This is a genomic window from Deinococcus aestuarii, from assembly GCF_018863415.1.
In the GTDB taxonomy this organism is placed as follows: Bacteria; Deinococcota; Deinococci; order Deinococcales; family Deinococcaceae; genus Deinococcus; species Deinococcus aestuarii.
Window position 1 is genome coordinate 65,792 of sequence record NZ_JAHKSN010000007.1, and the last position, 19,226, is coordinate 85,017.

General features: G+C 71.7%; 20 protein-coding genes and 1 pseudogene. 11 read left to right on the forward strand and 10 right to left on the reverse strand.

Features of this window, described 5'->3' with window-relative positions:
• Positions 1-264: 264 nt before the first annotated feature.
• The 4 genes from IC605_RS10825 to IC605_RS10840 all read right to left on the reverse strand — a co-directional run bounded on the left by IC605_RS10825 (position 265) and on the right by IC605_RS10840 (position 4,367).
• Entirely contained in the window at positions 265-2,490 is a 2,226-nt protein-coding gene (locus tag IC605_RS10825; protein WP_216323255.1) for an AAA family ATPase, read from the reverse strand.
• Between the two features lie 10 nt (positions 2,491-2,500).
• Positions 2,501-2,836: an ATP-dependent Clp protease adapter ClpS gene (gene clpS / locus IC605_RS10830; protein ID WP_216323258.1), complete on the reverse strand. Its 336-nt coding sequence runs from the start codon at positions 2,834-2,836 to the stop codon at positions 2,501-2,503.
• Positions 2,837-2,954: 118 nt separating this feature from the next.
• A complete protein-coding gene (locus tag IC605_RS10835) occupies positions 2,955-3,914 on the reverse strand; it encodes a YtxH domain-containing protein (RefSeq protein ID WP_216323261.1) in 960 nt (319 codons plus the stop codon).
• A gap of 57 nt (positions 3,915-3,971) precedes the next feature.
• A complete protein-coding gene (locus IC605_RS10840) occupies positions 3,972-4,367 on the reverse strand; it encodes a hypothetical protein (protein ID WP_216323263.1) in 396 nt (131 codons plus the stop codon).
• Positions 4,368-4,472: 105 nt separating this feature from the next.
• Between IC605_RS10840 and IC605_RS10845 the strand changes: the two genes are divergently transcribed.
• Positions 4,473-5,459 (forward strand): DUF1517 domain-containing protein, encoded by a 987-nt coding sequence (locus IC605_RS10845; RefSeq protein WP_216323265.1) that lies wholly within the window; start codon positions 4,473-4,475, stop codon positions 5,457-5,459.
• A gap of 45 nt (positions 5,460-5,504) precedes the next feature.
• On the opposite strand, the gene IC605_RS10850 is transcribed toward IC605_RS10845, so the two are convergent.
• Positions 5,505-5,969, reverse strand: a complete 465-nt coding sequence (locus IC605_RS10850; protein WP_216323267.1) for an NUDIX domain-containing protein — start codon at positions 5,967-5,969, stop codon at positions 5,505-5,507.
• An 87-nt stretch (positions 5,970-6,056) separates the two neighbouring features.
• Here IC605_RS10850 and IC605_RS10855 point away from each other — a divergent pair, with 87 nt between their 5' ends.
• Positions 6,057-6,383, forward strand: coding sequence for an HNH endonuclease (locus IC605_RS10855; protein WP_216323270.1), 327 nt, complete (start codon positions 6,057-6,059; stop codon positions 6,381-6,383).
• Here IC605_RS10855 and IC605_RS10860 read toward each other — a convergent pair whose 3' ends face one another.
• Positions 6,384-7,175, reverse strand: a complete 792-nt coding sequence (locus tag IC605_RS10860) for an aminoglycoside adenylyltransferase domain-containing protein (RefSeq protein ID WP_246580699.1) — start codon at positions 7,173-7,175, stop codon at positions 6,384-6,386. It lies immediately after the preceding gene.
• Positions 7,176-7,252: 77 nt separating this feature from the next.
• Here IC605_RS10860 and murD point away from each other — a divergent pair, with 77 nt between their 5' ends.
• Positions 7,253-8,563, forward strand: coding sequence for a UDP-N-acetylmuramoyl-L-alanine--D-glutamate ligase (gene murD / locus IC605_RS10865; RefSeq protein ID WP_343216581.1), 1,311 nt, complete (start codon positions 7,253-7,255; stop codon positions 8,561-8,563).
• Entirely contained in the window at positions 8,560-9,672 is a 1,113-nt protein-coding gene (locus IC605_RS10870; protein WP_216323272.1) for an FtsW/RodA/SpoVE family cell cycle protein, read from the forward strand. The genes murD and IC605_RS10870 overlap by 4 nt, the downstream gene beginning before the upstream one ends.
• A 46-nt stretch (positions 9,673-9,718) precedes the next feature.
• Here IC605_RS10870 and IC605_RS10875 read toward each other — a convergent pair whose 3' ends face one another.
• Positions 9,719-10,279, reverse strand: coding sequence for a TetR/AcrR family transcriptional regulator (locus IC605_RS10875; RefSeq protein WP_246580700.1), 561 nt, complete (start codon positions 10,277-10,279; stop codon positions 9,719-9,721).
• 90 nt (positions 10,280-10,369) lie between these two features.
• Here IC605_RS10875 and IC605_RS10880 point away from each other — a divergent pair, with 90 nt between their 5' ends.
• Positions 10,370-11,056 carry an MBL fold metallo-hydrolase gene (locus IC605_RS10880; protein WP_216323274.1) on the forward strand — a complete coding sequence of 229 codons (687 nt, stop codon included), beginning with the start codon at positions 10,370-10,372 and terminating at the stop codon, positions 11,054-11,056.
• Positions 11,057-11,060: 4 nt separating this feature from the next.
• Here the strand turns inward: IC605_RS10880 and IC605_RS10885 are convergent, their stop codons facing one another.
• Positions 11,061-11,648: an antibiotic biosynthesis monooxygenase gene (locus IC605_RS10885; RefSeq protein ID WP_216323276.1), complete on the reverse strand. Its 588-nt coding sequence runs from the start codon at positions 11,646-11,648 to the stop codon at positions 11,061-11,063.
• 94 nt (positions 11,649-11,742) lie between these two features.
• A complete protein-coding gene (gene ychF, locus IC605_RS10890; RefSeq protein WP_216323288.1) occupies positions 11,743-12,840 on the reverse strand; it encodes a redox-regulated ATPase YchF in 1,098 nt (365 codons plus the stop codon).
• A gap of 130 nt (positions 12,841-12,970) precedes the next feature.
• Between ychF and IC605_RS10895 the strand changes: the two genes are divergently transcribed.
• The 6 genes and pseudogenes from IC605_RS10895 (at position 12,971) to IC605_RS10915 (ending at position 18,380) form a co-directional block, all read left to right on the forward strand.
• Complete coding sequence (locus IC605_RS10895; protein WP_216323290.1) at positions 12,971-13,603, forward strand: YczE/YyaS/YitT family protein; 633 nt, start codon at positions 12,971-12,973, stop codon at positions 13,601-13,603.
• Positions 13,604-13,702: 99 nt separating this feature from the next.
• A complete protein-coding gene (locus tag IC605_RS10900; protein WP_216323292.1) occupies positions 13,703-14,704 on the forward strand; it encodes an MBL fold metallo-hydrolase in 1,002 nt (333 codons plus the stop codon).
• A gap of 337 nt (positions 14,705-15,041) precedes the next feature.
• Positions 15,042-15,944, forward strand: coding sequence for an ABC transporter ATP-binding protein (locus tag IC605_RS10905; protein WP_216323294.1), 903 nt, complete (start codon positions 15,042-15,044; stop codon positions 15,942-15,944).
• Positions 15,934-16,548, forward strand: a pseudogene (locus IC605_RS25390) (ABC transporter permease subunit); the annotation flags it as partial. The gene IC605_RS10905 and the pseudogene IC605_RS25390, both read left to right, overlap by 11 nt.
• Before the next feature lie 213 nt (positions 16,549-16,761).
• The gene (locus IC605_RS24605) at positions 16,762-17,190 is read left to right on the forward strand and encodes a globin domain-containing protein (RefSeq protein ID WP_246580721.1); all 429 of its coding nucleotides are present in this window, start codon (positions 16,762-16,764) and stop codon (positions 17,188-17,190) included.
• Between the two features lie 95 nt (positions 17,191-17,285).
• On the forward strand, positions 17,286-18,380 hold the full coding sequence (locus IC605_RS10915) for a bifunctional 3-deoxy-7-phosphoheptulonate synthase/chorismate mutase (protein ID WP_216323298.1): 1,095 nt from the start codon (positions 17,286-17,288) through the stop codon (positions 18,378-18,380).
• 258 nt (positions 18,381-18,638) lie between these two features.
• On the opposite strand, the gene IC605_RS10920 is transcribed toward IC605_RS10915, so the two are convergent.
• Positions 18,639-19,223 (reverse strand): 2'-5' RNA ligase family protein, encoded by a 585-nt coding sequence (locus IC605_RS10920; RefSeq protein WP_216323532.1) that lies wholly within the window; start codon positions 19,221-19,223, stop codon positions 18,639-18,641.
• Positions 19,224-19,226: the final 3 nt, after the last annotated feature.

A 19,226-nucleotide genomic window follows, 5' to 3' on the forward strand; every position in this document is an offset into this window, starting at 1 on the left:
GAACTTCGACGCGACCGAATGCGTGGCGCGGCCCGAACTCGATGAGGAAAGTTTCTGTCCTCGCCTGCCGCACTCTTAGCCGATCTTTCACGGGTTCAGACGTTGGAGCTTTGCCCATTCCCCTTGAGGGGGGAGGCCGGGTGGGGGTGAACCGTCGCGGCGTGAAGGAGCCCGTGGACGGGGGAAGGCATTTTCCAGGCGTCGGCGCCGGTCACACGCCCCCTCACCCCGGCCCTCTCCCACGAGGGGAGAAGGAGACCACGATTACCCCGCCCCAAAGCTGAACCCCTCTCCTTGGGCGTCCACCGTCACCGCGCCCCCGTCCTTCAGCCGCCCGAACAGCAGCTCGTCGGCGAGCGGACGCTTCACCCGCTCCTCGATCATGCGGGCAAGCGGTCGAGCGCCCATCTGCGGGTCGTAGCCGAGCTTGGCGAGCAGAGCGCGGGCGGCGGGCGTGACCGTCAGCACGACGCCGCGCTCGCCCAGTTGCGCCTCCAATTGGCGCAGGAACTTGTCCACCACGCTCGCCATGACCTCGGGCGCGAGGGGGCGGAAGTGGATCACCGCGTCGAGGCGGTTGCGGAATTCGGGGGTGAAGGTGCGCCTCACCGCCTCGGCCTCCTCGCCCGCGCGGCCCTCCCGCGAGAAGCCGAGGGCGGGGCGCGAGGCGTCGGCGGCCCCGGCGTTCGTCGTGAAAATCAGGATCAGGCCGCGACCGTCCACCTTCTTGCCGGTGTGGTCGGTGAGGGTGCCGTGGTCCATCAGTTGCAGGAAGAGGTTGTACACGTCCGGGTGCGCCTTCTCGATCTCGTCGAGGAGGACGACCGCGTGCGGGTTCTTCGCCACCACGTCGGTGAGCAGCCCGCCCTGGTCGAAGCCCACGTAGCCGGGAGGGGCGCCGATCAGCCGCGCGACGGTGTGCGCCTCCTGGTACTCGCTCATGTCGAAGCGGGCGAGGTGGATGCCGAGCCTGTCGGCGAGCGCGCGGGCGAGTTCGGTCTTGCCCACCCCGGTCGGCCCGGCGAAGAGGAAGGCCCCCTGCGGCTTCTGGGGGTCGCGCAGCCCAGCCCGCGCCAGCTTGACCGCGCTGGCGACTGCGTTCACGGCGGCGCCTTGCCCGAAGACCCGCGCCCCCAGGTCCGCCTCCAGCGTGGCGAGGGAGCCGACCTCCTCGGCCTTCACGGCGCCGACGGGCACGCGGGCCATACGGGCGACCGTCGCCTCGATGTCTCCCTCGGTGATCTCGCCGCCCTGGCCGGTGGAGGAGCGCGCCGCCCCCGCCTCGTCCAAGACGTCGATGGCCTTGTCGGGCAGGAAGCGGTCGCGCAGGTGGCGGGCGGAGAGGCGCACGGCGGCGTCAAGCGCCCCCTCCGTGTACGTGACCCCGTGGTGGGAGGCATACCCGGGTGCCAATCCCCGCAGGATGGCGAGGGCGTCTTCCTCGGACGGCTCGGGCACCTCGACGGTCTGGAAGCGGCGCCACAGGGCGCGGTCTTTCTCCAGGTAGCGGACCTCGCCCGGCGTCGTCGCTCCCAGCACCCGCAGCCGTCCCCGCGCAAGGGCGGGCTTGAGGAGGTTCGCCGCGTCCACGCTGCCCCCCTCGGTCGCCCCGGCGCCGACCAGCGTATGCAGCTCGTCGATGAAGAGGACCGCGTTCTGCCCGTCGAGTGCGGCGAGGACGGCCTTGAGCCGCTGCTCGAAGTCGCCCCGGTAGCGCGTTCCGGCGAGCAGGGCGCCGAGGTCGAGGGCGTAGACGGAGGCGTCCTTCAGGAAGCCCGGCGCCCTCCCGTCCGCGACCCGCTGCGCCAGCCCCTCGGCGAGGGCGGTCTTGCCTACGCCCGGCTCGCCCACGAGGACGGGGTTGTTCTTCACCCGGCGGGCGAGGATATGGACGGTGCGCTCCAGCTCTCCTTCGCGCCCGATCACCGGGTCGAACTCCCCGGCCCGCGCCCCGGCGGTGAGGTCGGTCGCGTAGGCTTCGAGGGGGTTCTGGGCGGTCTCCGTGGTCTCAGGGCTCGGCTCGCCGTCCACGCCCGCCGTGTGCCGCTCGCGCTCTCGGCCCGCCACCCTCGCCGTGCCGTGGGAGACGTAGCCCAGCACGTCGAGCCGGGTGACGCCCTGCGCCTCCAGGGCCGCGCGGGCGGGCGAGTCCTCCTCTTCGAGCAGTTCGACGAGGACCCGCGCGCCGTCCGCCGTCTGGTTCCCCTTGCCGCTGGCGTGGAGTTGCAGCACGGCGCCCTGCACGACCCGGTGCACGCCCAGGGTGAAGTCCGGCTCGGCCCCGGGAACGGCCTCGTACTCGGCGAGCACGTCCTCCAGCTCGCCCCGCAGCCGTTCGACATCCGCCCCGACGGCGATCAAAGCCTCGCGCGCCTCCGGGTCGTGCGTCAGGGCCAGGAGGAGATGTTCGAGGGTGACGTATTCGTGCCCGGCCTCGCGGGCGTAGTCGGCGGCGCGGCCGATGGTGACTTGCAGGTGGTCTCCGATCATTCCCGTCTCCTCACTCGCCCGGCTCCGGCTCGGCGACGGTCATCAGGGGGTGCCCCTCGCGCCGCGCGTGGGCGGTGACCTGGGCGACCTTCGTCTCGGCCACGTCGCGGGTGTAGACGCCCGCCACCCCCTGTCCCTTGTGGTGGACGGCGAGCATGATGAGTTCGGCCTCCGGCCCCGACTTGCGGAAGTAGCGCGTCAGCACCCGCACCACGAACTCCATCGGCGTGTAGTCGTCGTTGAGCAGCAGCACGCGGTAGAGCCGGGGCCGCTGCGTCTGGTTCTGCGTCTCGGTGCGTTCCAGCGTCCCCGTGCGCCCACCCGTCTCGTTGTCGCGGCGCGTCATGGGGGGAGTCTACCCGCGTGCCGGGAAGGGGGGCGCGGTGAACGTCACGGTCGGGCGAACGGGGGAACGAAAAGGAACCCCCCGCGAAAGGAGGTTCCTGAGCGGGGTCGCCGAGCCCTCAGAGGTTGCGCTTGGCGTCCTGCACGGCGTTCTTGGCGTCGGATTTCACGTCCTGGGCCGTGTTCTTCAGGTCCTTCTTCACGTCCTGGGCCGCGTTCTGCGCCTTGTTCGCCGCGCTCTGAGCGCCCGCCTTGGCGTCCTGCGCCGCGTCCTTGACCTCGACCGTCGCGCCACTCACGGCGGCCTGGGCGTCGCTCTTGGCCTGCTGGGCGGAGGAGGGAACGGTGGCGCCGCTCTGCTCACCCATCCTCAGGTCCTGCGTGACCTGCTGGAGGTGGCCCGCATTGCCTTGGGCCGCGTCCTTCACGTCCGCCCCTGCCTGCCGGGCTCCCTGCTGCACGTCCGACTTCACGTCCCGCGCGGTGGCCTTGGCCTCCTGCGCGAGGTCCTGGGCCTTGTCCCTGGCCTGGCCCGCGCCCTGCCGCACGTCGTCTTTGGCGTTCTGGGCGGCGGCCTTCACGTCGGAGGCGACGTCCTGCGCCTTGCTCCGGGCCTGCTCGGCGGCCTGCCGGGCGGCGTCACTGGCGTCTCCGGCGGCGTCTTTCACCTCGCCCTTCACGTCCTTCGCCTCGCGCCCGGCGGTGGCGGCCACGTCGCCCGCCGCGTCCTTCGCCTCACCCGCCACCTGGGCCACGGCGGCCTTCACGTCGTCGGCGACCTGCTTCGCGCGGTCCACCCCGGCCTCGGCTCCGCCCGAGGCGGCGGCCTGCTGGACCTCGCCCGCCTTCTCGGCGATCACCTGACCGGCGCTCACGGCGGCGCCTTTCGTCTTCTCCCAGCCCTGGGCCACGCTCTCGCCCACGTTCTCGGCGGCGTCCTTGAGGCCCAGCTCGCCGAGCTTCTGGTCGAGGGCCCGGCGGTTTTGCTCCCGGCTGAGGTAATAGGCCCCCGCGCCGATCAGCGCACCCAGCAACAGGAGGCGTTTGAGGGGAAAGTGGCGTTCATGAGTATCGGACATGGAAGTCAGCCTAGTCCCCCCCGTCCGGGGGCGGATGAGGTCCGGTTCAGGCCGGATTCACGGCCCTTTCGCCGCCTCGGGGAGCCCCAGCCGCCCGGCCAGCCCGTCGGCGAGCAGCCACTCCTCGGGCTCCTGGGCGTCCTGCACCCGCACGAGGACGCACCCCCGGTCGAGGTAGAAGGCGACGATCTTGGCCCACGCCTCCTCCTCGTCCCCGGCCTCCTCCTCGATATCCAAGAGGGTTCCCCACACGTCGCCCTCCACCTCCGCGCTGCGCAGGGCCTCCGCGTGGCCGCTGAGCACGTAGGCGTCCACCGCCTCCTCGGGGGGGTACCCGGTCCCCGGCACGCGGCGCTGGAGCTGGTCGTCCCGTTCGTACAGGCCCGCCAGAAAGGTCTCCCACTGCGCCTGCGTCAGTTCTATCGTCTGCCCCCCGCCCGTCTCGCCGCTCATGGGGGGCAGTGTACGGCGCGCCCCCCGGGGAAGAAGACGGGTCTTGGCCGAAACTTCACGCCCTGGAAGGCATCCGGGGTGCCCAGCCCCTACACTGGGGCCAGTATGCCGAGCCTCTCCCCCAAGACCCTGCGGGGCGCCCTGGTCCTCCTCGCCACCCTCGCCCTGTGCCTCGCCGCCCTGATCCTGCTGAGCCATGCGGGCGCGCAGTCGGGCGGGGGCTTCGGGGGCAGCGCGGGCGGCGGGGGAGGCTCGGCGGGGGGCGGGTACAGCGGCGGGGGGGGAGGCTACTCCGGCGGCTTCCCGGGCGGCGGCTACAGCAGCGGGCCCGTGATCGTCGGGGGCGGCGGCCCGGTCATCGTCGGTGGGGGAGGGTACGGCTACGGGGGCGGGGGCTTCGGGCTGATCGGCCTGCTCCTCTTCGGGCTGGTGGTCTTCTCGGTGGTGGGCTTCATGCGCCGCAGTCTGGGTGGGGGCGGGGCGCAGACCCTGGGCGGCGGGGGCCTGGGCAGCCTCAGCGGCACCGCGCAGGCCGTGTCCGTGCAGATCCTGATGGCCGAGGGCGACGAGGTGAAGCGCTCCTTGCAACGCGTCGCCCAGAGCGGCGACCCTGACACGAACGAGGGTCTCGCCCGGATGCTTCAGGAGGCCGCCCTGGTGGCCCTGCGCCACCCCGAGCGCTGGGTGTACGGCAACGTCGAGCGCGCCCAGGGCTCCGCGAGCGCCGCCGACAGTCAGGTGGGCGCCTGGGCGACCGAGGCCCGCGCCGCCTTCACCGAGCAGACCACCAGCAACTACCAGAACCGGGACGTGAACACCGGCTTCGAGCAGCGGGGCGACTACACCTTCCAGGGCGAGGGCACCGACCTCTACCTCGCCGTCACCATCGCGGTGGCCGCGCACGCCCTCGCCTCGCTGCCGCCCGCCGGAGTCACGACCGCTGCCGAGGCCCGCGCCGCCCTGGGTGCGATCAGCTCGGTCAGCCCCGGCGACCTGATCCGCGCCGAGGTCGTCTGGAGCCCCGACGCGCCCGGCGAGTTCCTCAGCGAGGACGAGGCGATCTTGAAGTACCCGAAGCTCACGAAGCTGTGAGTGGGAGGCGGGGTCAGCGTTGTCTTTCTCGGCCTTTTTCCCGCCTCATCGCGTCTCGGGGCCGGGGTTCGGGAGGGTCGAGGCGAACCACGCGCCGGGTGTCCGCCCCCGGGTGAGCAGCGCGCGCAGAGGTGAGGGCTCGAGCTGTCGGGCGTCCAGTTGGTCGAGGAAGACCCACTCGAAAGTCAGGTGCGCCTCCCGTGCCCTCACGGCCTGACGACGGCTGAGTCCCTCGCAGGTCGCGGCAAAGAGATGGTTGATCTCGTGGTGGACACCTCCGTCTTTATCCCGCCATTCATGCTCCACGACACCGAGAAAGGCCCCGACCGAGAAACCGAGCCCCGTCTCCTCGAACAGTTCCCGCGTCAGACACCGCGCCAGCCCCTCCCCAGCCTCGAGGTGCCCACCGGGCAGGAAAGTGTTGGTATGACCGCTTGCCTGGGCGAGGAGGATATGCCCGTCCTGCTCGATGACGGCGCGTGCGAGGAGATGTGTTCGGGGGAAGGACATGCCCACACGGTAGCTCCGGAGTCTGCTTCCCGCCCCCGTAACGCCCCACCCGGTTTTTCCGCCTCCCACCCGCGATCATCCTCCCCGATGTCCCGCCGCCGTCCCGAGTCCAACTGGCCTCCGCCGCCCGCCGAGCCCGAGCGCTGCGGCCTGTGCGGACGCGAGACTCCCGTCCTCACCGAACACCACCTCGTTCCCAAGTCGCAGGGGCGGCGACAGGGGGTCAAGATTCACGAGTTGCCCACCGTGCCCCTGTGCCCGGCCTGCCACAAGTTCCTCCACCGCACCTTCACGAACGCCGAGCTGGCGGGCGAGTACAACAGCGTGGACGCGCTCCTCGCCCACGAGGACGTGCAAAGGTTCGTCGCGTGGGTTCGCAAGCAGCCCGCGACGAAGGGAGTGCGGGTGCGGTAGTCAGGGGGAGCGGTCCTGCCAGCTCGGGAGGGCGGCGATCCGTCCCGCCACGTCCTCCACGAAGCGCGCCGTCTGTGCGAAGTGGTCCTGGTCGGGTGTCTGGAGCCCGCCTCCGTACCACCAATCCAGCGCCCAGCCGATCAGCGAACTCCACTCCGGCAGCCGTTCCTGGGCCCACAGCCCCGCCCGCCGCTTGGAAAGCTGTTCGCCGTGGGTGGTCGTGTAGAGCGCGCGGCACAGGGTTAGGACGGCGTACGCCTGCCCGCCGGGGTGGTGCATCTCCGTCACCCACCCGGGCCAGGCGCCGACGTGTCCCCGGATGCCCGCCACGAACTCCGCCCGCGTGATCTCGGGGATGACCTCCCCCGGCGGCGGGCCAAACAGCGTGACTCCGCTTTGCCGGGCCAGGTACCAGTTCACGAGGTAATGCGGCCCGGCGTTGAGGAGGTGCAGCGGCTCTCCTGGGCTAATCCGGATCATCACGCCGGGCTCGGTCCGGAAGGTCCGCAGGGCGGCGAGCGGCAGGTAATCGACCTCGATGCGGTCGTTCCAGGCGGGGAAATCCTCTACGAGACGCGCGTGCATCCGGTTCAGCTCCTCCACGTCCTCCTCACCGACCTCCGAGGAGAGGACCGCGAGCAGGTCCACGTCGCTGCGCTCGGGGTCGAAGTCGCCCGCCACGAGCGAGCCGTAGAGGTACAGGCCGACGAGACGGTCACCCAGAGCGTGCCGAATATCCGCGCCCAGGCGGTCCAGCAACGCGCCGACCTCGGCGTTCGGCGGGGAGAGCATGTCCAGAGCTTAGCTGGAAAGGTCGCGGCGCTCACCCTTCCGGCCGCGGCCCTTGGTCTTTCCCTTATGTTGGGGGCGTGAACGGGGGGCGAAAGGTGTTGCTGTACGGCTTGGGGCGAAGCGGGCGGGGGGTGGCGCGGTTTCTGGCGCGCGAGGGACTGACGGCCGAGTGGCACGACGCGCGGCCCTCGGACGAGGACGGGGCGCTCATGCGGGAACTGGGCTTCGCGCGCGGCGACGTGGCGGGGACGTACGGGACGGTCGTGGCCGCCCCTGGCGTGCCCATCGACCACCCCGACCTGCTCGCGCTCGCATCGCGCGGGGCGGAGATCATCGGGGAGGTGGCCCTCGCCGCCCGCAGGCGCCCCCACCTCCCGCTCGTCGGGATCACCGGCACGGCGGGCAAGGGGGGCACGACCGTCCTGACCGCCCACCTGCTGCGGGCGTGCGGCCTGAACGCGCGCGAGGGCGGCAACATCGACCCCCCCCTCCTCGACGTGGTGGACGAGGCGGAGGTCGGCGTCGTCGAGCTGTCGAGCTTCCAACTGGAGCGGGTGCCCGGCCTGCGCCTGCCCGTTGCCGTCATCACGAACCTCGGCGTGGACCATCTCGACCGCCACCGCACCGTGGAGGCGTATCACGCGGCCAAGCGCAACATCACGGCGGGGCAGGAGGAGGGGGATGTGCTCGTCCTCCCGGCGGGGCTGGAGGTGCCCACCCGCGCCACCGTGCGGACCTTTCCCCCCGACCGGATCGCGCTCGCGGACAGCCGGGAAGTCCTGCCCGCCGCCGACCTTCCCGAGGGCCTCCACCCCGCCAACGCCGCCGCCGCCGTCCTCGCCGCCGAGGCGCTGCTTCAGAGGCTTGGGCGCGCAGCCGAAATGGAAACGTTTTCCGACGCTCTCCGCACCGCCCGTCCGGTCGCGGGCCGCTTCGAGACGGTCGCGCGGGTCGGGGACGTGCGGTTTATCGAGGATTCCATCGCCACGCGGACCCTCGCGGTGGAAGCGGCCCTCACCCGCGCCACGCCTCCGATTGCCTGGCTCGTCGGCGGGCGGGACAAGGGGGCCGACCTCGCTCCGCTGCGGGAGGCGGCGCGGGGCCGGGTCGTGCGGGTGATCGCCTTCGGGGAGGACGGGGGGAAGATGGCGCAGGCCCTCGGTCTCCCCTTCGACCTCCTTCCCTTCGAGCCGGGGCTGGACGGGGACGAGGTGATGCGGCGGGCCGCCGCGCTGGGCTTCGCCGCCTTGGGAGGAGCGGGCGGGCGGGGCACGGTGCTGCTCGCGCCGGTCGGGACGAGTTTCGACCTGTTCCGCGACTACAAGGCGCGCGGGGAGAGCTTCGCGTGGGCGGCGCGGTCGCTGACCCATCAGGAGGTGGAGGCATGAGCACCCAACTGGTGATCGCGCAGGTCCTGCTGCTGACGCTGGGGCTGCTGGGGGTGGCGACGGCCCGCCCCGACCTGATCGTGGACCACGGGAGCAAGGCATTGATCGGGCTGGGGCTGACCTTTCTGGTGGCGCGGTTGCGGCCCGGCGTGTTCCTGCGGCTGGCGACGCCCTTCTGGCTGTGCACGCTGGCGCTGCTGATCCTGACCCTCTTCGTCGGGCAGGGCACCGAGACGAGCCCCGGCACGAAACGCTGGCTGGAGTTCGGGCCCGTGCGCTTCCAGCCCTCCGAGCTGGCGAAACTGGGGCTGGTGCTGCAACTCGCGTCCTTTTTCTCGCGGCGGGGCGTGCAGCACAAGCTGATCAGCGCGACCCTGATGATCGTCTGCACGACGGCGCTCGTCCTGCTCGAACCCGACCTGGGCACCAGCGTCCTGATGTTCGGGCTGGGCATCATCCTGATGTACGCGGCCGGGGTGCGGATTACCAACATCACGGGCTTCCTGCTCGCGTTGGGGCTGGTCGCCATCCCCTTCGCGGGGCGCTACCTGGAGACGCACCCCTACATCCTCGAACGCTTTTTCGGGCACGTGAACCGCGCCGAGGGGCTGGAGGTCGGCCTCGACCAGATCGGCATGGCCCACCGCGACCTGAGTTTCGGCGGGCTGTGGGGCCTGGGCCCGGACGGTCCCCGTTACTGGTACTTCGCCGCCCACACCGACATGGTGGTCGCCTCGGTGGGCTTTTCCTCGGGCCTGCTGGGCGTCACCATGCTCCTGTTCGCGTACTGGCTGATCGTCTCCACCTCCCTCCAGGTCTCGCAGCTCGCCGCCCGCGTGCGCCCGATGACCCCGCAGATTCACGGGGCCACCATCCTGGCGACGGGCGCGATGTTCATGGTCGTCGGGCAGGCCTTCGTGAACCTCGCCGTCGCGGCGGGCATCTTCCCGGTGACGGGCGTGCCCCTGCCCCTGGTGAGCTACGGCTTTTCCTCCATGCTCACGATGAGCCTCGCCCTCGGCGTCATCCACAGCGCCATGCGCGAGGTGCGGCGCCACCTGCCCGCCGGGGAGGAGGGGACCGATCTGGTGGCGACGCCCGCGGACTGAGGCGCAGGGCGAGGGGGCGGGGGAGAGGTGGCCCTCGTCCCCTTTGCTATGGGAAGGGAGGCGAAAGACCCCGGATCAGCGCCTCCAGCCCGCGCTCGAAGCCGCCGCGCGGACCGCTCAGCCCAAACCCCCCGCTGCGTTCGAGCTGAACGTAGCCGTGCAGGAAGGCCCAGTACGCGACCGCCGCCGCCGTGTCGTCCGCGTCTCCGGTCACCGCACCGACGAGACGCAGCACCAGGTTCCACAGGTCCTTGCCCGGGCCGGGACCCGCGGGCGCGGGCGGACGCGGGGCGAGCAGCAGCCCATACAGGTGCGGGTGCGTCCGCGAGTAGTCCAGGTAGGCGTGGGCGGCGGCGCGCAGGGCCTCCCCCGGCCTACGGCTCTGGGCCGCCTCCCGCAACCGCTCGTGCAGCCCCAGGGCCGCGTGGTCCTCCAGCGCCGCGACCAGGGCCGCCCGGTCGGGATAGTGCCGGTAGAGGCTGCTCGGGCGCACGCCCAGCCGCTCGGCGAGTGACCGCATGTTCAGCCCCCCCTCGCCTCCCCCCTCCAGCAGGTCGAGGGCCGTCTGGAGAATGGCCTCCGGGCTGAGCTTGGCCGGGTACACCATGCCGAACAGTGTACGTCTTGACGACGGAAGGTTGAAGGCCTACGCTGGTCGATATCAAGGCGAAGAGTGTTCACCTTGAGGAGGCGCTCCATGCGACACACCCGTCACGGTTCGTATCTTCATCGGCTCGCCCGTCTGGGTCTCGTCAACGTCTATCTGGTGGGGGAGGAGGACGGCCTGACGCTGGTGGACACCGGGATCGGCGGAAGTGCGCCGGGCATCCTGAAGGCGGCTCGGACGCTCGGGCAGCCCGTCCGCCGCATCGTCCTGACGCACGCGCACGTGGACCACACCGGGAGCCTCGACGCGCTGCACGCGGCCCTGCCCGATGCTCCCGTCCTGCTTTCCTCCCGGGAAGTGCGCCTGCTCCGGGGCGAAAGGCAGCCTGACCCGGACGAGCCCCTCTCTCCCCTGCGCGGTGGCTGGCGTCCCAGCACCGTTCCCGTGCAGCCCCTCCACGACGGCGACCGGGTAGGGAGCCTGCGGGTCATCACCGCGCCCGGCCACACCCCCGGCCAGATCGCCCTCCTCGACACGAGGGACGGCACCCTGATCGCGGGGGACGCCTACCACGCCGTCGGCGGCGTGACCGTCGTCAGCGAGCGCCGCCCACTCTTCCCCTTCCCGGCCCTCGCCACCTGGCACGCGCCGACCGCTCTCGCCACCGCCCGCCGCCTCGCCGACCTGAACCCGGCCCGGCTCGCTCCCGGTCACGGGCCGGTGGTGGAACATCCCGTCCCGGCGATGCGCGGCGCCCTGGCCCGGCTGGACCACTGAAGGGCTAGCGGCGCTCGGGGTACAGCCATCCGCGCAAGACCCGCGAGAGCAGCGGCAGCACCGGCCAGTTCAGGAAGACGGTCGCCAGCAGCGCCGAGGGCAGGATCGCCGCCCACCAGGGCCAGCCCTGCACGAGCGGACGGCACAGCCACGTGAACAGCAGGATCAGGGGATACACGCCCGCGAAGCCCAGCACCACGTTCTTCCAGGGGGGCGGCGCGGCGGTGGGCCGGGCCGGGCGGTCGAACCACGCCTCCAGCCCCACCGACTCGCGGTAGTCGACCTCGCCCGCCGTGAACTCGGGTAGCCGCTCCAGCGCCACCTGATAGTCGGGAGACGCGCGCCACGCCGCCAGCGCCCCCGGCGAGGCGAAGCGCACCAGCGTCACGTACTCGGCCAGCGTCCCGTCCTGGCCCCGCAACACGTGCACCCCCACGAAGCCCGGCTGCCGCGCGGCCCGGGCGTGGAGGTCGGAGGCCCACGCCTCGTATTCCCGCACGCGAGGGGGCCGCACGAACTCCGTCACGACGAGCGTGACCCCCTCGCGTGCGGGTGGAGAGGCGGCGTTTGAGGAGGGGGACGGGTCGGCCATCGGGAGGGCACTCTACCGCAGCGGTGGGAGGGCACAGGGTCGAAGGCAGAAGGCGCCCGGGAAGCCCGCGCCCTCTGCCTTCCGCCCCTCGCCCCTAGCTGCTGTGCAGCACGTTCATGATGTCGCCGTCCGCCATCACGTACTCCTTGCCCTCGGTGCGGACCCAGCCCTTGGACTTGGCGTTCGCCCAGCCGCCCGCCTCGACCATCTTCTGCCACTCGATCACTTCCGCGCGGATAAAGCCCCGCTCCAGGTCGGAATGGATTTCCCCGGCGGCCTCGGGGGCCTTCTCGCCCCGGCGGATCGTCCAGGCGCGCACCTCCTTCTCGCCCGAGGTGATGAAGGTGATCAGCCCCAGCGTCTCGTACCCGACCTTGACCAGTTGGTCGAGGCCGCTTTCCTCCACGCCGAGGTCATGCAGGAACTCGCGCGCCTCATCTTCCGGCATCTCGGCGAGCTCGCCCTCGATCTGGGCGCTGATCTTCACGACCGAGGCGCCCTCCCGCCCGGCGTACTCGCGCACCTGCCGCACGGCGTCGTTGTCCTCCGTGAGCTCGTCCTCGCCCACGTTCGCCACGTAGATCACGGGCTTGGTGGTGATCAACCCGAAGTCCTTGGGGATGGGTGCCTCGTACGTCCCGGCGCGGGCGGGCTGGCCCTCCCCCAGCACGGCGAGAATCTGCTCGGCGAGGGCGGCCTGTTCCTTCGCGTCCTTGTCGTTGCCCTTGGCCTTTTTCTGGAGGTTGGCGAGCCGCTTTTCCAGCCCCGCCAGGTCCGCGAGGATGAGCTCGGTGTTGATCGTCTCGATGTCGTCGATGGGATCGACCCGGCCCGCAACGTGGATCACGTTGTCGTCGGTAAAGCAGCGCACGACGTGGGCGATGGCGTCCACCTCGCGGATGTTCGCCAGGAACTGATTCCCCAGCCCCTCGCCCTGCGAAGCGCCCTTCACCAGCCCGGCGATGTCCACGAACTCGACGTAGGTGGGGATGATGGGCGGCACCCGCTCGCCCTTGGTGAAGATCCTGGAGAGCGCCGGGAGCCGCTCGTCGGGCACGGGAACCCGGCCCACGTTGGGCTCGATGGTGGCGAAGGGGTAGTTGGCGGCGAGCGCCCCGGCGCGGGTGATGGCGTTGAACAGCGTGCTTTTGCCGACGTTCGGCAGACCGACGATTCCGATTGCAAGTCCCATAGTGTCTCCTGTTGGTCTTTCCCGTGGGCACCCGAGCCGTTCCTCGCGGCGTCGAGGGTGCAACCTCGGAATTGTACCGTGGAGCGCTGCCTGGCAGTGGGATGAAGGCGGGGATGCTACGCTCGCCCGCGTGACCCGCCCCGCCCCGCTCGCCTTCGTCACGGCCCAGCCGGTGGGGCGGCGCTTTCTCCTCCTCGTCTTCGGCCTCTTCCTGTACGGACTGAGCCTGCGCCTGATGCTCGACGCGCGGGTGGGCGTGGCTCCCTGGGAGGTGCTGCACCTCGGCGTCACCCGGCACCTGCCGCTGAGCATCGGCCTGGTGAGCATCCTGACGGGCGTGCTGATCGTCGCCTTCACGGCGCTGCGGCTGCGCGAGCCCATCGGCCCGGGGACCGTGATCAACGTGCTGTTGATCGGCCTGTTCCTCGACGTGCTCGGGCCGCTCGTGCCCGACCCCGTGGCGCTGGCCGGGCGCTGGGCGCAGTTCCTGCTCGGGGTGGCGCTGCTGGGCCTCGCCACCGGCACCTACGTCGCCGCCGGGCTGGGCGCCGGGCCGCGCGACGGGCTGATCCTGGGCCTGAGCCGGATGACAGGCTGGGACGTGGCGCGCGTACGCACCGGCATCGAACTCGCCGTCCTCGCCCTCGGCTGGGCGCTCGGCGGGCTGGTGGGGTGGGGCACCCTCGTCTTCGCCCTCGGCAGCGGCCCGGCGATGGCGGCGGGGCTCGCGCTGTACGGTCTCACACGCGGCCAGCCCCGCTGAGCACGGGTCAGGCTCAACGAATTCGGAAGACCGCCGCATCCACGGCGTGGACAGATCGCTCAACATCGAAGGGACGTTCCGAGCCAGGAGGTTCCACCCATGAGCGACCAGCCCCAGCCGCCCGCCCCGCCCGAAGCCCCCGAGCGACCCGTGAACCGCCGCGACACCCTGCGCCTGCTGGGGGTGGCGGGCCTGGTCACCGCCGCCGCGCCCCTCGCCCGCGCGCAGACGGCGGCCCCCGCGCAGGCGGCGCCCGCCCCCACGCCTCCGGTCAACGGCAACGGTTTCTACCGCCAGCGGGTGGGCGACTTCACCGTCTACGTCGTCAGCGACGGCACCGCCCCGCTCGCCGCCCTGCTGCCGACCTGGGGGGCGAATCCGGGCCGCCAGGAGGAGTTCGCCGCGACGCTGGCCGAGTACGGGGTCCCCGCCACGAACACGGTCAACCACTTCAACCCGGTCGTGATCGAGACGGGCAGAAACCGCGTCCTGATCGACACCGGGCGCGGCGGCGCGAACGGGCAGCTCCTCGCCAACCTGCGCCGGGCGGGGATCGATCCGGCGGGCATCGATACCGTCTTCGTCACCCACGGGCACGGCGACCACATCGGCGGGCTCACCACGGGAGGGCAGCCCACCTTCCCGGGTGCGCGACACGTGATGGGCGCCTCGGAGTTCCAGTTCTGGACCACCCAGCCAAGCCCCAACGCCGCCGTGCAGGCCAACCTGATCGGGCTGCGCGACCGCTTCACCCTGATCCAGCCGGACGCCGAGATCGTCCCCGGCCTCACCGCCGTCGCCTCGCCGGGGCACACGCTGGGACACCTCGCGGTGCGCGGCGGGAGCGGCGATCAGGGCCTCATGGTCTTCGGGGACGCCGCCGGACACTTCCTCCTCAGCCTGCGGCACCGGGGCGCCTACGTGGGCTTCGACACCGACGGTCCCCTCGCCGCCCGCACCCGCCAGCGCCTCTTCGATCAGGTCGTCGCCGACAAGATGTGGGTGACGGGCTACCACTTCCCCTTCCCGGCCATCGGCCATATCCGCCGCATCGTCGCCGGAAACTACGAGTACGAGCCGACCGTGTGGCAGTGGAGTTGAGGGGAGGACCCCGGTCCCGCCCCCTTGTCCCCCCACTCCGGCGGGAGTAGAGTCGGGACGACGCGGTGGACCGGCCCAGGTGAGCCGAAGTCGGTGGAGTCAGCCCAGCCTGGCTCCACCTGTGCTTTTGGTGGGGTGCCTGTGACCCGGGGTCCGCGCGTCGCCCGGAGGTGCGGTCATGAACCGTGCGCGGCGGTCTGTCCCGGTCGAGCCCGTCTGGCGGCATGCCCACGTGGCGAGGGACGGCCTGCCCCCTCCTACCGCGGGTGAGGCGGCGTGGCGGCAGGTGGCGAGCCCGATGAGGCGCCGGGGGTGAAGTGCCCCCGGGGAGGCTCCCATGACGGACAGCGTGATCGAGACCCGTTCCCTCAGCAAGCTCTACCGGGGCGGGGTGGGCCTGCGGCCCCTCGACCTTCAGGTGCGGCGCGGCGAGATTTTCGGCTTCCTGGGACCCAACGGGGCGGGGAAGACCACCACCCTGCGCCTGCTGCTGGGTTTCCTGCGCCCCACCGGTGGCGAGGCGCGCGTGCTGGGCCTCGACGTGCGGCGGGACGTGCGCGACCTCCACACCCGGGTGGGCTACCTGCCGGGCGAGCTGCGGCTCGACCCCAGCCGCACGGGGCGCGAGCTGTTCGAGTTCCTGGGGCGGCTGCGCGGGGGGGTGGACCGTGCCCGGCTGCACGACCTCACCGAGCGGCTCGGGCTCGACCCCTCCCGGCGGCTGGGCACCCTCTCCAAGGGCAACAAGCAGAAGGTCGGATTGATCGCGGCGCTGCTGGGCCGCCCCGAGGTGCTGCTGCTCGACGAGCCGACGGACGGCCTCGACCCGCTGGTGCAGGAGGAGGTGCTGCGCCTGCTGCGCGAGGCCCGGTCCCAGGGCCGCACCGTCTTCCTCTCGTCGCACGTCCTCGCCGAGGTGGACCGGGTGGCCGACCGGGTGGGGATCATCCGCGCCGGGGAACTCGTGACCGTGGCGGACGTGGCCGAGGTCAAGGCGCGGCTGCCGCACCGGCTGGAGGTCCGCTTCGCGTCGCCCGTGCCAGAAGCCGCCTTCGCCCGCTTGCCGGGGGTGAGCGGGGTGCAGGTGCGCGGCGACACCCTGCGCTGCGTCCTCACGGGCGGGGCCGACGCCCTGGTCAAGACGCTGGCCGCCTACCCGGTCCTCGACCTGCGCGGGCACGAGCCCGACCTGAAGGAGGCCTTCCTCTCCTCCTACCAGGAGGAGTCCCATGTGGCCTGAAGTCCTGCGTGACCACCTGCGCGCCACCCGCCGGGGCATCCTGTGGTGGGCCTGCGGGCTGGCCGTCTACGTCGCCGTGAACTGGGCCCTCTACCCCGCCGTGCGGGACAGCCCCGACATCGCCGGGCTCGTTCAGCGCCTGCCCGCCGCCCTGCGCCAGGCCTTCGGGATCGAGGACCTGATCTCGCCGGGCGGGTACGCCTGGGCGCGGATGTTCAGCGTGTTCCTGCCCGTCACCCTGATCATTTACGCCGTCCGGGCGGGCACGCGCGCCGTCGCGGGCGACGAGGAGGACGGTCGGCTCGAACTCCTCCTCGCCCAGCCCGTGACGCGCGGCGACCTCGTGGCCGGGCGGACCCTCGCGCTGGGGGTCAACCTCGCCCTGCTGGGCCTGGTGGTCTTCGGGACCGCGCTCGCGGGGGCGGCGCTGGTGGGGGCCAACCTCGACGCCGGGCGGCTGGGGATAGCGACGGCCCAGGTCACGCTGCTCGCGTGGCTGCTCGGGGCGCTCGCCCTCGCGGTGGGGACGGCGAGCGGGCGGCCCGGCCTCGCCTCGGGGGTCGCCTTCGCCCTGACGCTGGCGGGTTACCTCGTGCATTCGCTCTCGCCGCAGGTGGCGGCGCTGCGGGAGTTGCGCCCGGTGTCGCCCTTCTGGTACGCCATCGGGGAAAGCCCCTTCCGGGGGAGATTCATCCTGCGAACGCGCTCGTGCTGCTCCTCGCGGGGCTGGCCTGCGTCCTGCTCGCCGTGCCCGCCTTCCTGCGCCGGGACGTGGGCCACTGAGGGCCGGGCCCCTCCCCGCGCTACCCTGGCCCCCATGACGGCCCCTCTGACCCTCAGCGAGGGCGGCAGCCTGTACGACCGCATCGGCCCGGACGCGCTCGCGGCCCTCGTGCGCCGCTTCTACGCGAGGGTGGCCCGTGACCCCGACCTCGCGCCCATCTTCCCGCCGGATCTGACCCTGACCGCCGAGAAGCAATACGCCTTCCTGACGGGTTTTCTGGGCGGCCCGCCCCTCTACCACGAGCGGTATGGGCACCCCCGGCTGCGCGCCAGGCACCTCCCGCACGAGATCACGCCGACGCGGGCCCGCGCCTGGCTCGCCTGCATGAACGCCGCCCTGCGCGAGACGCCCGAGATCGGGGAGGCCGAGGCCCGCGAGCTGTACGCGGCGCTCGCCCGGGTGGCGGCCCATATGGTGAACACGCCGGAGCCGGGCCGGGAGGACCAACCCGGCGTCGGCTGACCCGGACCTCTTTCACCGGAGGAACCTGGACAATTCTTTTCAATTGACTAGTACGGTCTGTGGCCGATTCCGGGCCGCTTTCCTACACTGCGGGAATGACCCAGCCCCAGCGCAGCATCGACGACCTCCGCTCGGAAGTCGACCAGATCAACCGCGACCTCCTCACCCTGCTCTCCCGCCGGGGCGAGGTGGTCGCGCAGATCGGCCACGCCAAGACGCGTGAGGGCCGCCCGCACCACTACGACCCCGCCCGCGAGGAACAGCAGCTCAAGACGCTGGAGGCCCTCAACCCCGGTCCCTTCACAGGGGCGGCGGTCAAGGCGATCTTCAAGGAGATTTTCAAGGCGAGCCTCGCGCTGGAGGAGAGCAACGACAAGAAGCAGCTTCTCGTCTCCCGCAAGGTCAAAGTCGAGGACACCGTGCTCGACATCGACGGGGTGCGCATCGGCGGCGACGCCCCGCCCGTGATCGTGGCCGGGCCGTGCTCCATCGAGTCGGAAGAGCAGATGGACGAGACCGCCCGCTTCCTCGCCGCCCGGGGGGTCAAGATCTTGCGCGGCGGCGCGTACAAGCCCCGCACCAGCCCCTACGGTTTCCAGGGGATGGGCGTGGACGGCCTCATCATCGGGGGCCGGGCGGCGCGTGACAACGGGATGCTCTTCGTGACGGAAGTGATGGACACCCGCGACGTGGAGGTGGTGGCCGAGCACGCCGACCTCCTGCAAGTGGGCGCGCGCAACATGCACAACTTCGCCCTGCTGCGCGAGGTGGGCCGCTCGCGCCGCCCGGTGCTCCTCAAGCGGGGCCTGAGCGCCACCATCGAGGAATGGCTCTACGCCGCCGAGTACATACTCTCGGAGGGCAACAACGAGGTCATCCTCTGCGAGCGCGGCATCCGCACCTTCGAGAAGTGGACCCGCAACACCCTCGACCTCTCGGCGGTGGCCCTCGCCAAGCAGGAGACCCACCTCCCCGTCATCGTGGACGTGACCCACGCCGCCGGGCGCCGCGACCTCCTCATCCCGCTCGCCAAGGCGGCCCTCGCGGTCGGCGCCGACGGCATCCACGTCGAGGTCCATCCTAGCCCCGCCACGGCCCTGAGCGACAACGAGCAGCAGCTCGACTTCGCCGGGTATGAGCGGTTCATAGACGCGCTGGCCCCGATGCTGAGGCAGCCCGTCGGGGTGTAAACGGTTGGAGGATGGGGCCGGGCTGCCTGGGGGTGGCCCGGTTTTTCTTGGGTGGTTAGGCTCAGGAAGGTTGGCTTGTGGGGTGGGGTGTTGGCGTGTGCCCCCCCTCGTGGGGGAGGCTGGGAGGGGGGAGGAGCAACAGGAACGCTGAGGCTTCGGCTTCTTTCTCCCTCCCTCCTTGTGGGGGACTCGCAGAGCTGCTTGCAGAGGGCTGGGGAGGGGAGTACGCGGACGCAACCGCCCCCCAGCCCCCTCTTCTCACCCCGACGCCGCCTGCGCCCCCCGCTCCCGCTCCCAGACCTCCTCCGGGCACTCCAGCGGGAAGGTGTGCAGCTCCAGCACCTCGCCCCGCTCCTCGCGGGTGAGGCTCAGGGCGGTGACGAGAAAGCTGTCCACCGGGGGGGTCAGCGTCCGCACCTCGTCCCACAGCAGGTCCTCGGCCCAGGGGAGGATGCCCAGGCCCAGGGTGAGGTGCGGCGTGTAAGCGGCGCCGTCGTGGGGGGCGCGGCTCGACGGCCCGACGCTCAGAGCCCGGGCGTGCAGCCGGCCCAGGGTAGGGCCGAGTTCGCACTCCAGAAAGAGGACGTGCGGCAGGCGCTTCCAGCCTTTGAGGTGGACCTCGAACGCTTCTTGCCCGCGCAGCACGTCACGGAAGGCGGCGACGAGATCGGGGCCGCTGAGGTCGGTCTGGAAGGGTGCCCGCAGGTTGAGGTGCGGCAGCCCGAAGCCGCGCACGCCCAGCCGTTCCTGGGTGCGCCTGAGCCACGTGTCGAGCACCTCGGGCGGCCACGCGACGAGGCTGTGGAGGGCCTGGGGCGCGGGCGCCGGGGAGAGGGTGCGCATGAG